This window comes from Streptomyces sp. HSW2009, from assembly GCF_040240285.1.
GTDB lineage: Bacteria > Actinomycetota > Actinomycetes > Streptomycetales > Streptomycetaceae > Streptomyces.
This window is the reverse complement of record NZ_JBEHZD010000174.1, coordinates 1-13,560: the sequence shown is the minus strand read 5'-3', so window position 1 is coordinate 13,560 and position 13,560 is coordinate 1. Positions and strand designations below refer to the sequence as shown.

10 protein-coding genes are annotated in these 13,560 nt (G+C 72.3%); 6 read left to right on the top strand and 4 right to left on the bottom strand.

The features are described 5' to 3' along the window. Positions 1–629 precede the first annotated feature (629 nt). The 3 genes from AAHZ94_RS15465 to AAHZ94_RS15455 are packed head-to-tail and all read right to left on the bottom strand — an operon-like array spanning position 630 to position 3,390. Complete coding sequence (locus AAHZ94_RS15465; RefSeq protein ID WP_349993456.1) at positions 630–1,274, bottom strand: response regulator; 645 nt, start codon at positions 1,272–1,274, stop codon at positions 630–632. Further along, positions 1,265–2,731 (bottom strand): sensor histidine kinase, encoded by a 1,467-nt coding sequence (locus AAHZ94_RS15460; RefSeq protein WP_349993455.1) that lies wholly within the window; start codon positions 2,729–2,731, stop codon positions 1,265–1,267. The genes AAHZ94_RS15465 and AAHZ94_RS15460 overlap by 10 nt, the downstream gene beginning before the upstream one ends. After that, positions 2,728–3,390: a DedA family protein gene (locus tag AAHZ94_RS15455; protein ID WP_349993454.1), complete on the bottom strand. Its 663-nt coding sequence runs from the start codon at positions 3,388–3,390 to the stop codon at positions 2,728–2,730. Before AAHZ94_RS15455 ends, AAHZ94_RS15460 begins: the two co-directional genes overlap by 4 nt. A 1,370-nt stretch (positions 3,391–4,760) precedes the next feature. Between AAHZ94_RS15455 and AAHZ94_RS15450 the strand changes: the two genes are divergently transcribed. The 4 genes from AAHZ94_RS15450 to AAHZ94_RS15435 all read left to right on the top strand — a co-directional run bounded on the left by AAHZ94_RS15450 (position 4,761) and on the right by AAHZ94_RS15435 (position 10,835). Continuing rightward, the gene (locus AAHZ94_RS15450; RefSeq protein ID WP_349993453.1) at positions 4,761–6,929 is read left to right on the top strand and encodes a serine/threonine-protein kinase; all 2,169 of its coding nucleotides are present in this window, start codon (positions 4,761–4,763) and stop codon (positions 6,927–6,929) included. A gap of 12 nt (positions 6,930–6,941) precedes the next feature. Continuing rightward, positions 6,942–8,249, top strand: a complete 1,308-nt coding sequence (locus AAHZ94_RS15445) for a serine/threonine-protein kinase (RefSeq protein WP_349993452.1) — start codon at positions 6,942–6,944, stop codon at positions 8,247–8,249. 41 nt (positions 8,250–8,290) lie between these two features. After that, positions 8,291–9,076 carry a hypothetical protein gene (locus tag AAHZ94_RS15440; protein ID WP_349993451.1) on the top strand — a complete coding sequence of 262 codons (786 nt, stop codon included), beginning with the start codon at positions 8,291–8,293 and terminating at the stop codon, positions 9,074–9,076. A 313-nt stretch (positions 9,077–9,389) separates the two neighbouring features. After that, positions 9,390–10,835, top strand: coding sequence for a glyceraldehyde-3-phosphate dehydrogenase (locus AAHZ94_RS15435; RefSeq protein ID WP_349993450.1), 1,446 nt, complete (start codon positions 9,390–9,392; stop codon positions 10,833–10,835). A gap of 248 nt (positions 10,836–11,083) precedes the next feature. Here the strand turns inward: AAHZ94_RS15435 and AAHZ94_RS15430 are convergent, their stop codons facing one another. Continuing rightward, positions 11,084–11,518, bottom strand: coding sequence for a hypothetical protein (locus AAHZ94_RS15430; protein WP_349993449.1), 435 nt, complete (start codon positions 11,516–11,518; stop codon positions 11,084–11,086). Between the two features lie 264 nt (positions 11,519–11,782). On the opposite strand from AAHZ94_RS15430, the gene AAHZ94_RS15425 reads away from it, so the two are divergent. Together AAHZ94_RS15425 and AAHZ94_RS15420 are read left to right on the top strand one after the other, a co-directional pair. Beyond that, on the top strand, positions 11,783–12,679 hold the full coding sequence (locus AAHZ94_RS15425; RefSeq protein WP_349993448.1) for an alpha/beta hydrolase: 897 nt from the start codon (positions 11,783–11,785) through the stop codon (positions 12,677–12,679). 130 nt (positions 12,680–12,809) lie between these two features. Then, on the top strand, positions 12,810–13,460 hold the full coding sequence (locus AAHZ94_RS15420; RefSeq protein ID WP_349993447.1) for a TetR/AcrR family transcriptional regulator: 651 nt from the start codon (positions 12,810–12,812) through the stop codon (positions 13,458–13,460). Positions 13,461–13,560: the final 100 nt, after the last annotated feature.

The following is a 13,560-nucleotide window of genomic DNA, read 5'->3' as shown; positions in this document are numbered from 1 at the left end:
CCCCCGCCGGCGCCCCCCCCCCCCCCCCCCCCCCCCCCGGCCCCCCCCCGGGGCGCGCCCCCCCCCCCCCCCCCCCGCGCGCCCGCCCCGGAGGGGGCGACCTGTGACAGCGGGCGCCCTGGGGGCGGTGGGTGCGGCCGAGCCGGGGCCCTTCGCCCTCTCGCCCCGGGGCCCATGAGCACCGGGCTTCCCATGGTGTTGGTGCGCGGCGAGAGAGTGGCCCATGGATGTCGGGCTTCCCGTGATGGTGGCGTGCGCCGACCGGGGACGGGCGTCGGGCTTCCCACGGTGTCGGTGCGCGCCGACCGAGGCAGGGGGCCGGCCCCCCCCTCGCAGTGCCGAGGCAGGGTGCCGGCACCCGCAGTACTGGCGCGCACCGACCAGGGCCCGGCCTCGGGCTTCTCCCGGTGTTGGTGGGCGTTGACCTGGGCGCGCGGAGTAACCCTGACGACCGTACGCGCCACGCCGCGACCGCCACCACGGCAACACCCACGGCGGCAACACCCACCACGGCGATCCCGGGCGGCAACGCCCACCCACCATCGACCCACCCACGCCACGCCCGGTGGGGGGAAGTCCAACGCCCCCTCCCCGCGCGGCTCGTGGCCCCCGTGCTCCGGCTGCGGGGCTCAGGATTCCAGGTACCGCAAGATGGCCAGGATGCGCCGGCTGTAGCCGGTGGTGTGGGACAGCTCCAGCTTGTCGAAGATGGCGTTGAGGTTCTTCTCCACCGAACTGAGCGAGATGTGCAGCTTCTGTGCGATGGCGGTGTTGGTGTGGCCCTGGGCCAGGGTCTCCAGCACGCTGCGCTCGCGCGGGGTGAGCCGGGCCAGCGGGTCGCTGTGCGTGGTGCGGATGACCAACTGCCGTACGACCTCCGGGTCGATGGCCGCGCCCCCGGCGTTGATGCGCTCCAACGCGTCAAGGAACTCCTCGATCTGGGCCACCCGGTCCTTGAGGAGGTAACCGACCCGCTCCGCGTTGCTCGCCAGGAGTTGGGCGGCGTAGTTGCGCTCCACATGTTGGGAGAGCACCAGCACACCCATCTTGGGCCACCGCTCACGGATCTCCAGGGCGGCGCGCACACCCTCGTCCGTGTGGGTGGGGGGCATCCGGATGTCGACGACGACGGTGTCCGGGGCCTGCTTCTCGACCTCGGCGATCAGGGACACCGCGTCGCCGACGGCGGCGAGGACCTCGTGGCCCTCCTCGATGAGCAGCCGGACCAGGCCCTCCCGCAGCAGGGTCGAGTCTTCGGCGAGGATCACACGCATGGCAACTCCGCGGTCAGCGTCGTCGGACCCCCCAGGGGGCTGTCGATGCGGAGGACGCCGTCGAGTGCACCCACCCGACTGCGCAGCCCGGTCAGCCCGCTACCCGCCGGGTTCGCCCCGCCGCCGCCATTGTCCTCGATCCGGACCACCAGGACGGCCCCGTGCAGGGCGAGCCGGACCGAGATCTGCGTTGCATCGGAGTGTTTGGCGGCGTTGTTGACCGCCTCTGACACCACGAAGTACGCCGCCACCTCCACCGACTTCGGGAGCGGCCGGTCGACGTCGAACTCCAGGCGCAACGGGATGCTGCACCGCTCGGACACCCCGCCGATCGCTTCTTCGAGGCCCAGGCTGTCCAGCGCCGACGGATAGATCCGCCAGGTCGCCTCGCGCAACTCGGTGATCACGTCCTGGGATTCCTGATGCGCTTGCAGCAGCAGGGCCGCGGCCTGCTCCGGGTGTCTGCCCCGGCGCGCCCGGCCGAGCAACATCGCGAGCGCCACCAGGCGCTGCTGGACCCCGTCGTGAAGGTCCCGCTCGATGCGCCGGCGCTCGATGTCCACCGCCTGGACGACCGCGGCCCGGCTGGTGGCCAACTCGTCGATGCGGCGCCGCAGCAACTCGCGCTCGGACGGCCCGAAGCACTCGTGGGCCAGCCGGGCGTCCAGCGCGGCCAGTGAGTCAAGGCCCTGGATGTCGAGGAAGAGCAGCACACAGCCGAGCGGGACCTGGCTGAAGAACTCCGCCCAACTGAGGCTGCCCTGCGCGATCTCGGTCAGCAGCACCGCCGCCAGCACGCCGCCGAAGCCCAGCAGGGCCACCACGACGCCGCACACCACGCCGGTGTAGCTGCGGGTTGCCAGATAGCCCAGGATCTTCTGATCGGACGCCTCGTAGTGCTGCGGGAAGCGGTCGAAGAAGAAGGCCGAGCGGCGCATCCGCTCCAGCTTCGTGAGCCGGCGACCCCAACGGGCCAGCAGCGTCAGCGCCCGGCCGCGCGCACTGCTCCGCAGCCACCAGGGGATCAGCGCGACGCCGGCGAGCAAGAAGAACAGAGTGTGTAGCAGGGCAGTCGCGCAACCCAGCAGGACCCCGCAGGCCGCCCGCGGCCAGGAGGGTGTGGGCCCGACGTCGGCGGCTCCGCCATCGCCGTCGTCCAAGGCGTCGAACGCAAGGCCGGATTCGTGGCCGTGTCCGTAGCTTGCTGCGATGCCGACGCCGATGCCGAGATCGGGGTTGATGCCGGGGCTGAGATCGGGACCGGTGGCGGTGCCGAGGCCGAGCCCGGCGCCGAATGCGCCGCCGGAGCGTCGGGTGGGTGGCTCGGAGGAGTTGGGGTGGGGCGCGTCCGGTTCGGCGCGCGCCGTAGGGGGTGCGGACCGCGACGCCCCGCAGCCGGGGCAGTGGGACTGCCCGGGCCAGGGGGCGCCGAGGGATGAGGGTGCGTCGTCAGTCATGAAGTCCCGCGCTGTCGGACCTGCTTGCGGTTACGGAAGCGTACGACCACGAACGCCACGATGGATACCACGACCACGACGAGCACGGCCTTGGAGAGGAACCCGACGTAGGTCTCGACCGCGTCCCACTGGTCGCCCAGCCAATACCCGGTGAGCACCAGCACTGCGTTCCACACGAAGCTGCCCAGGGTGGTCAGCAGCATGAAGACGGGAAGGCGCATGCGCTCGACGCCGGCTGGGATGGAGATGAGGCTGCGGAAGATGGGCACCATACGGCCCAGCAGGATCGCCTTGGTGCCGTGCTTGGCGAACCACTCCTCCGTACGGTCCAGGTCAGAGGGCTTCACCAGCGGCAGCTTCGCCCACAGCGCGTGCATCCGCTCGCGGCCGAAGAGCGCACCGATCCAATACAGGACCAGGGCGCCGACCAGCGAGCCCGCGGTGGTCCAGAACAGGGCCGAGGCCAGGCTCAACACCCCCTGTCCCGCGGCGAATCCGGTCAGCGGCAGGATCACCTCGCTGGGCAGCGGGGGGAACAGGTTCTCCAGCGCGATGGCCAGGCCCGCCCCGGGGCCGCCCATTGCGTCCACGAGGTCCGCGGCCCACCCCGCGAGGCCGCCCGCGGGCTCCTCAGGCAGGGCGAGGTTCATCTGATGCATGCATGGCCTCCGAGTCGGCGGAACGGTCGCCGGCGCCTTCAGGCCGCGACCCTTCCAACGTAGAAACCGCAGCTCGCCCGCGGTATGCGGGTTGCCGCCCGACCCACTGACGTTTCCCGCAGCCAGCCACCTGCGGTAAACCACAGCTCCGCTTCCGGCCCCGCGGCCGTAAGCGGTGGGACGGGGCGCCATCCGGGTGGCCGGCGGGGCGGGCAGGACAGGGGGAACCAGTGGCGCCAGCAGGGCCATTCGTGCCGGTGGGGCTATCGGGATCAATGGGGCCGGGGCCAGCGGGGCCAGCGGGGCCACGAGGACGCGTCAGTGCGAGTGAGGCCAGCCGGATCGGCAGGGCCACCAGGACCAATGGGGCCAGTGGGGCAGGCAGGGCCGGCACGGCAGAGGTGACAGACAGGGCACATATGACAGACATGACAGATGCAGTCAGCGCGGTGGACGGGGCTGCCGGTGCCGCCCGTCCTACCGGGATGGGACGGGCGGAATGCGGAATAGGGGGTGGCGCGCGCGGATGCGGAGGTTGACACGGGTATCGGCCCCGACGGTTCCGTACGAGGACTCTGCCGATCCACCACCCACCCCCGCCGACGCCCGGCAACCCAGGCAGCCCAGGCAACTCGCCAGTCCTCCGCCGGCCCTCCGGCGAGACCAGCCGCACCACCGCGCCAAGGCCATGACGTGCGCCACGTCAGGAGCGACGGCTGACGTGGCGCGGGCGGCCACGTCAACGGCCGGCCGTGACAAGCGGCACCCCAGCAGCCCTGGCCGGCAGCCGCGCCGGGAGTTGCGCCGAAAGCCGCGCCGGCAACACACCAGCAACCGAGCCAGCAGCCCTGGCCGGAGCCAACGCACCGCCCCCCTCGCGCCAGCCGCACACCAGCAGTCCCGACGCCCACCCACACTCGAACCCGGTCGTGGCGGCGATGACGTAGACCCGCGGGCCCGCAACGCCGCACACCAACAGCCCGCACGCCCGCAACCCCGCACACCAACAGCCCGCACACCCACACACCCGTAGATCCACAGCCCCGCACACCCGCACACGTGCACCAGCCGACCAGACCGGGTATCGCGAAGGGGGACGGCAAGGGAATCGGGGCACCCCGGGCAGGTCCGCGGCGCCGTACCCCCACCGCGCCCCCGTGCCACCGGCCCCGGTACCCCCTATCTCACCCCTAGAAGCCCGCGCCAGACCCCTACGTGGCCATTGCACAAGGGTCGTCCCGCTACGCGCCGAACCGGCTACAGTCGGCGATGTTCTGGTGGGGGAGCAGAACTGACGGGGCGGGTGATGGGGGACACGGCACAGGGACGCCCGGGCTCCCGTGGCCCGGGGAAGGCGGAGGGGAGCGCCGATGGAGCCGTTGCAGCCGACTGATCCGCGGCGCGTGGGCGATTACGAGTTGCTGGCCAGGCTCGGCGCGGGCGGAATGGGCGTCGTCTACCTGGGGCGCTCGCCCGGCGGCCGGGCCGTCGCGGTCAAGGTCGTACACCAACGCTTCGGCCGTGACTCGCACTACCGCGCCCGCTTCCGCCGCGAGGTGGCCTCCGCACGGCTGGTGACCAACGCGTACACCGCCCCGCTGCTGGCCGCGGACCCCGAGGCGGCGGCCCCGTGGCTGGTCATGGGGTACCTCCCCGGGCTGACCCTCCGGCAGGCCGTCGACCGGTACGGCGAACTGCCGCCATCCGCACTGCACCTGCTGGCCGTCGCGCTCGCCGAGGCCCTGGCCGACATCCACCGTGCCGGGCTCGTCCACCGGGACCTGAAACCGAGCAACATCATGCTCACCGCCAACGGGCCACGGGTGATCGACTTCGGCATCGCCCGACCGGAGGACGCGACCGGCATCACCGCAACCGGTTCGGTGCTCGGCACGGTGGGCTTCATGTCGCCCGAGCAGGCGCGCGGGGGCGAGACGCAGGCGCCGGGCGACGTCTTCGCGCTCGGCGCGGTCCTGGCGTTCGCCGCGCTCGGCGAGGAGCCGTTCGGCATCGACGACCGGGCCATCACGCTGGAACGCATCCAGCGCGGGCAGGTCGACCTGCACCGGATCGCCGACCGCAAGCTGCGCGCCGCCATCGCAAGCTGTCTGCACCCCAGCCCCGGCCACCGTCCCACCGCCGCCGACCTGCTCGACCGCCTGGGCCGGCCCAAGAGCACGGTGCAGGGCACCCGTTGGCTCCCGGCCCCGCTGGCGCTGGACATCGACGCGCGCGGCATGCCCATCGAGCCGGCACCCGGCCGGGCGGCACCGCCACCCCCCGGGGCCGGGTCCGAAGACCTCGCCGGCGCCACCACGTACGTCTCGCGCGTGAACCTGCCCGTGACCCCCGTGCCGCTGTCGGTCCCCCCGCGCCCCGGCCGCCGCACCCTGCTCCTGTCGCTGGCCGCCGGGACGGTCGTGGTCGGCGCCGCGGTGCCGCTGGTGCTCCGCGCACGGGCCGAGGCGGGCGAGTCGTCGCCGCCCGCCGCCCAGCGCCCCGGCACACGGCTGCGCTCCACCGCGCCCCGGGTACCGGCCGTGGTCCGCCGCTGGCGTACCCCGGTGAGCACCACCTCACTGCGGCTGTACCGGGCGGGCGCCATGGTGATCGCCGCGGACGGGCGCGACCGGGTGACCGCCATCGACCCGCGCACCGGCCGGATTCGCTGGCAGCGGGTCAGTGAGCAGCGCGCCATGAACGAGTCGGTCGCGGTCGGCCCCGACGCGGTCTACCTGTTCGACCTGCTCGGCGCCAGGCCCGCCACGACCATCGAGCCCTACGCGCTGCGCGCCGTCCATCCCCTCTCCCAACGCGTCCGCTGGACGCGCCGGGTGCCCGCCACCACCCGGGGCACGGCCGCCAGCGGGCCGCTCGTGTGCGTGGCGGTCGATGACGAGGTACGGGCCCTGGCCGCGGCGGACGGGCGCCGTCGCTGGACCGCCCGGGCCAACGGCGCGGCGCTGGCCGTCGGCGCCGGCCTGGTGGTGGCCGTGGACGGCCCGGTGCTGGTCGGCCTGGACGCCGCCAGCGGCCGGACCCGCTGGCGGCGCGAGCTGGCTGAGGTCGCCAACTACTGCCTGATCAGCGACGACCTGGTGGTCACCAGGGACGCGCTGGGCGCCGTCTACGCCCTGCGCGGCCACGACGGGCGCACCGCCTGGCGCCGCTCGGTCGACTACCGCAGCTCCGTCCGGCACACCACGGGCGGCCTGGTCTACGTCGGCGAGGTCGACGGCCGGGTGCGCGCCCTGTGCGCCCGTACCGGCAAGCAGATGTGGGAGCGGCGGCTGGCTGCCGAGGGGAGGTTCGCCGAGTCGGACACGCTCTGCCTGGCCGGCGACACGCTCTGGGTCCAGGGCCCGCAGCAGGCGGTGTACGCGCTGGACGCCACCGACGGCCGGGTGCTGGCGACGCACGGAGCCTGGACGGCCCCCGAGTCCCAGTCGTCCACCGGCTCCCAGGCCGTCGCCGCCGGTGGGTTGGTGCTGCTCGCCACCTCGGACGGGTACGTCGAGGCCGTCGAGCCACCCCGGTGAACGGAGGCGCACATGGAGCAGCTTGAACGGGGCGATCCGCGCAGCGTGGGGCGCTGCCGGCTGCTCGGACGGCTGGGCGCGGGCGCGGCGGCCACCGTCTACCTGGGCAGGTCGCGCGGCGGCCGGGCGGTGGCGGTCAAGGTCATGCACCCCGAGCTTGCCGACGACCCCGAGCAGCGCGACCGATTCCGGCGCGAGGTGGCCGCGGCCCGTGCGGTCGGCGGGGCGCACACCCCACCGGTGTTGGGGGCGGACCCGGAGGCGGCGGTGCCCTGGCTGGTGATGGAGTTCCTGCCGTCGCTCTCGCTGCGCGACGCGTTCGAGCGGTTCGGGCCGCTGCCGCCCGCCGCGGTGCGCGGGTTGGCGGCCGGGCTCGCGGAGTCGCTGGCCGCGGTCCACCACGCCGGCGTCGTCCACCTGGACGTCAAGCCGGCCAACGTGCTGCTGACCGCCGACGGGATCCGGCTGATCGACTTCGGCATCGCCGCCAACACCCGAGCCACCGGGACGGCGGGCTCCCGCGGCTTCATGTCGCCCGAGCAGATGGCCGGCGAGGCGGGGCCGCCGAGCGACATCTACTCGCTGGGGATGACGGTGCAGTACGCCCGCGGCCTCCAGCAAACCGAAGAACCCGACGCCGACGAGGCCCTGGGCGCGGTGCTCGCGGCGTGCCGGCGTACGGAGGCCGCCGCCCGGCCCACCGCAGCCGAACTGGTCACGCAGCTCAAACCGTTGGCCAACCCCGACGGGGTGTCGGCCCGCGACTGGCTGCCGCCCGCGGTGCTGGCGGCCATCAAGGCGGAGACGAACACCGGGGCTAACCCGTCATCCGCCCTGGGCCGGCCCGGGCGTCGGCTGCTGTTGGTCGGCGGCGCGGCGGTGGTGGTCGGCGGTGCGGCCGTCGCCGTGGACCGATTGGTGAGTGGGCGGTCTTCGCAGCAGGGCGCGCGCCCGCAGCGCACGTCGCCCGCCCCCTCGGTGCCGCAGTCCGCCGATCCGACCGGGTCCGCGCTGTTGCAGTTCGCGATCACCGGTGACGGACCGCTCGGCTCCCTCGACTACGCGGTCAACGGGACCTTCACCACCGTCCACGATGTGCCGCTGGCCTGGCGGAAGACCATCGAGGTGCCGCGCGCCCCGGGTCGGGTCGACTGGCGGTTGCGGATCACCGCGCCCTCGCCGGACCTCGACTGCCGGGTCAGTGTGGACGGCGCCGAGAAGTGGCACGGCCCGCAATCCGTGAGCCCGCACATCGGCCCGACCCCCTACTCCATGGACGCCAGCGGCTCCGTCGCGTTCTGGGACCCCTCCCGAACGTAGCTGCCTAGAGTCCCCAGCACCCGCGAAGAAGGGCTCACACGATGACGAGCAAGGTCAGCATCCTCCCGCAGGACATCGGCAGCCTCAGTCGCAGCGCCCCGGCCGCCCGTCCCGGCACGCTGTTCGTCATGGGGGCCAACGGGGGCATGAGCGTCGCTCCGGACGCCGACTTTCCGCTGATGTTCGGGCGCAACGAGCCCGACGTGCACGTGTGCGTGGGCGCGGGGGACCGTAGGGTGAGCCGCCAGCAGGGGCTGATCACCCGTGAGGCGTCGCGCTGGATGCTGCGCAACACCGGCAAGCTGCCCATCCGCTTCCCGCAGGCGCGGCTGGTGCTCGGCGGCGGACGGGCGGAACTGCCGGCCGGCTACACGCCGCTGTTCATCGTCTCGGCCCGGCAGGAACACCTGCTGGAGGTCCGGGTCACGGCGCCGGCCGGGGCCGGGGACCGCTGGTCCCGACGCAATTCCCACGAGGCGGACACCTACGACCACGACGTACAGAAGCTGCGCAAGGACGAGAAGCTGGTACTGGTCTGTCTGGCGCAGCGCTACCTACGCGATGAGCCGTACCCGCAGCCGCTCACCTGGGCCCAGGTCGCCGACGAACTCGGCGTGCTCTGCCCGGGCGAACGGTGGAGCGGCAAGCGCGCGGCGTACATCGTCACCAACGTGCGCCAGCGGCTCAGCCGGGAGCACGGGGTGCCGGGACTCCTGGAGGAGGAGATTCCGCAGCCGGTCGGCAATGCGCTCAACCACAACCTGATCACCCACCTGCTGGTGACCACCACGCTCACCCGTCCCGACCTGGACCTGCTCGGCCCGTGAGCCACCGCGCGGGCGGGCCATCGCCGCCGCGCGCCAGCTTCACCGCGCCCCACACCCGCCCGCGAAGGCGTGCCCAGCCAGGTCCAGCCGATTCCGGCGGGCCCAGTCGAGGCTTTCGTCCCCGTTTCGTAAGGCAGTGAGGGGCGCCACACGGACATCTCGTACGACCCACGCAGACCGCTGTGACCTCGTGGAATGACGCATTCCACGACGCTCGGGCCGGTTGGACCGGGCGCTGGGGCGGCCATCTGCGGGGGAAGTCAAACGGCGGAGGGCTAACATGTGAGCACCGCCTAGCTCGAAAGATAAATCTGTGACTGTCAATGAGGACTCGTTCACTGACTGGAAGAACCGCGAGGAGATCGCGGAATCCATGATCCCGATCATCGGGAAGCTACAGCGCGAGCGGGACGTCACCGTCCTGCTGCACAGTCGCTCCCTGGTGAACAAATCGGTGGTCAGCATCTTGAAGACGCACCGGTTCGCCCGACAGATAGCCGGCGAAGAGCTCTCGGTCATCGAGACCATGCCGTTCCTCCAGGCGCTCGCCGCGCTCGACCTCGGCCCCTCCCAGATCGACATCGGCATGCTCGCCACGCTCTACCGCGCGGACGAGCGCGGCCTCACGGTGGCGGAGTTCACCGCCGAGGCCGTCGCCGGGGCGACCGGGGCCAACAAGATCGAGTGCCGTGAGCCGCGCGACGTCGTGCTCTACGGGTTCGGCCGCATCGGCCGGCTGATCGCCCGGCTGCTCATCGAGAAGTCCGGCTCGGGCAACGGCCTGCGGCTGCGCGCCATCGTCGTCCGCAGGGGCGGCGGCCAGGACATCGTCAAGCGCGCCTCGCTGCTGCGTCGGGACTCCATCCACGGCCAGTTCCAGGGCACCATCACGGTGGACGAGGCCAACGGCACGATCCTCGCCAACGGCAACGAGATCAAGATGATCTACGCTGACGACCCCTCGGCGGTGGACTACACGGCGTACGGCATCAAGGACGCCATCCTCATCGACAACACCGGCAGGTGGCGCGACCGCGAGGGCCTGTCGCAGCACCTGCGCCCCGGCATCGCCAAGGTCGTGCTGACCGCCCCGGGCAAGGGCGACGTCCTCAACGTCGTGCACGGCGTCAACCACGACGCGATCAAGCCGGACGAGCAGATCCTGTCCTGCGCCTCCTGCACCACCAATGCCATCGTCCCGCCGCTGAAGGCGATGGCGGACGAGTACGGGGTGCTGCGCGGACACGTGGAGACCGTCCACTCGTTCACCAACGACCAGAACCTGCTGGACAACTACCACAAGTCGGACCGTCGTGGTCGTTCGGCGCCGCTCAACATGGTCATCACGGAGACCGGTGCCGCCTCGGCCGTCGCCAAGGCGCTGCCCGACCTCAACGCGCGGATCACCGGCAGCTCGATCCGGGTTCCGGTGCCTGACGTCTCGATCGCGATCCTCAGCCTGCGGCTCGGCCGCGAGACCACCCGCGAGGAGGTCCTCGACTACCTGCGGAACGTCTCGCTCACCTCGCCGCTGAAGCGACAGATCGACTTCATCAGCGCCCCCGACGCCGTATCGAGCGACTTCATCGGCTCGCGCCACGCCTCGATCGTGGACGCCGGCGCCACCAAGGTCGAGGGTGACGACGCGATCCTCTACCTCTGGTACGACAACGAGTTCGGCTACTCCTGCCAGGTCATCCGGGTCGTCCAGCACGTCTCCGGGGTGGAGTACCCGACCTTCCCGGCACCCGTCGCCTGACCCGAGCCGCCGGCGAGAGGCGACCCCACTAGCGGGGCGGATTGGCCCGCGGCCGGCCCGCACCACGGAAGTGCCGCCCGCGCTCCGTACGACCCTCCCGAGGGAGACGTACGGAGCGCGGGCGGCCTTCGTCGTACCCGCAGCGGCCCTTGTCGTCCCCGCAGGTGAGCGGCCGGCCAGGCCCGGCGCCGGGCGCTTGGGCGCGCCCCGCCCCCGCGAGCCGCCCGGGCCCGCGCGCCGCGCCGGGGCTACTGCTCGGGCCAGTCCGCTTCGCCGACGAGCAACGCCTGTGCGGCCGTCAGGGTCGCCCTCCGGTCGAAGCGTTCGGCCTCCCAGGCAGTGGAGCGCAAGGTGCCCCGGTTGCGGTAGGCGCGCACGATCTTGAGGTGATCGGGCCGGGCCACGAAGCCGTGGAGGGCGTCCATGTCGCGCCAAACCGAGACCGCGCCGGATCGCGGTCGCCGCAGGTCGGACGAGGCCCACAGCCACACCCCGACCGCGCCGTCCAACTCGCCCCAACTCCGGCGCAGCGTCATCCCGGCAGAAGCCACGCCCACGGCCGTCCAGGGGCGGCGGGCGGTGAACTCGGTGATGCTCACGAGGATCGGACCGGTTTCCGCGTCGGGCCGCTGACGGCCGCCGGGCCCGGGTTTCCACGGCGCGAACCAGATGGGGGGCGGCATGTGATCCCTCGGCCTCCTCGGGGCGGTGTGTTGACCGTACGGCTCGGGCGGTGCCGCGCGGCGCGCCTGACGTGCGGTCAGCGCGACGCCACGGGCCCGAGCGGCCACCCAAGTGTGTCGATCTGGAACACCGGCCTCAACCGGTGACCGCACATATCGGCCGTGGACGCCCGGACCCTCGTGGAATCCAGCCACGGCGACTAAATCTGAACGGTCGTTCGTGCTAGCATGCCAGCCCCTGACGTCGAACGAGGAGTCGCGGGCATGCGCCCCATCGAGGCAGTCGCCAGCACCACCCTCAACGTTGTCTCTCGGGTTTCGGGGCCGCTCGCGGGCGCCGGCGCGTTCAGCCTGTTCCACATGCCGTTCGTACGGAGCAAGCTGCGCAGCAGCGAGCGCGAGCTGTTCGCGCAGGCCGAGGTGGAGCGGCTGCCGGCCGCCGACGGGAAGCAGGCCGTGGTCTACCGCTGGGGCGACGGCAGCCGCCCCGTACTCCTGGTGCACGGTTGGCAGTCGCGCGGCTCCCGGCTGTCCGCATTCGTCCAGCCCCTGCGGGACCAGGGGCACAGCGTCATCACCTTCGACGCACCGGGCCACGGCGACGCGGCGGGCCGCAGCACCACGATCCTGGACTACCGCGCGGTGATCACCGCCCTGCACGACAAGTACGGGACGTTCGACGCGCTCATCGCGCACTCGTTGGGCGTGCTGGCCTCGTTCTTCGCCCTCACCCGCGGCGCCGAGGCGGAGAAGGTCGTCGCCATCAGCCCGGTCTGCGACTTCGAGTACCTGATCGGAGAGTTCTTCACCGAGCTGCGGCTGCGCGACGCGCTCCAGGACCGGCTGCGCGGCCAGATCGCCAAGAACCTCTTCCCCGACCTGCCGGCCGAGCGGATGCCCTTCTCGGTGACCCATGCGACCGAGCACGTCGGCGCCCCGGTCCTGGTCATCCACGACGAGGGTGACACGCGCATCGAGATCGCCCAGGGCCGTCGCATCGTCGCCGCCTTCGGTGACCAGGCCGAGCTCGTCACCACGACCGAGCTCGGGCACCGGCGCATCCTGAGCGACGAGACCGTGGTGCGTACGGCGGTGGACTTCGTCCGGAGCGGCCCGAGTTCGGTCGACGAGGACGACGTACGACTGGCGTCGGCGGAGTGAGGCGCCGGGATGCGGCACCGGCGCCGGACGGCACCGCCGGGAGCTAACCGCACGATCGTCCGCATATTCGCTACACTTGACTGCCCCCACCAGCACGAAGAGGGTCTGGCACACGAGAGTAGGTACGGGTATGGCAGCGAACGCGACACACATCGACGGCCGGGTCGCTCGCGGTAACCAGACCCGTCAGCTCATCCTCAAGCGGACCGTGGAGATCGCCTCGGTCGAAGGGCTCGAAGGGCTCTCCCTCGGCCGGCTGGCCAGCGAGCTGAAGCTCAGCAAGAGCGGGGTCTTCGCCCTGTTCGGCTCCAAGGAAGACCTGCAACTGGCCACCGTCCGCGCGGCCATCAAGGTCTTCCTCGAACACGTCGTACAGCCCGCCCGTGACCTGCCGCCCGGCGTGGAGCGGCTGTGGCGGGTGTGCACCGGCTGGCTCACCTACTCGCGGGAGCGGGTCTTCCCCGGCGGCTGCTTCTTCTACTCGGTCTCGGCGGAGTACGACGCCCGCGAGGGCAAGGTGCACGACACCCTGGCCGCCGCCCGCGTCAACTGGATCTCCTACCTGGAGCAGACGGTGCGCGACGCCCAGAAGGCCGGCCAGATCGAGCCCGACGCCGACGTACCCCAGTTGATCTTCGAGATCGTCGCCATGCTGGAGATGTCGAACGCCGAATCGGTGCTGCACAACGAGGTCACCGCGTACGACATGGCGGCCAAGGCGATCGTCAGCCGGCTGCGCGACGTCGTCACCGACCCGGAGCTGGTGCCGCAGCTTCCCTGAGGGCGGGGCGGTCCTGCCGCCCTGCCCACGACGGTCTGGCGCCCACGACGGTCTGGCGGACGCGCGGGGGGGGGGGGGGGGGGGGGGGGGGGGGGGGGGG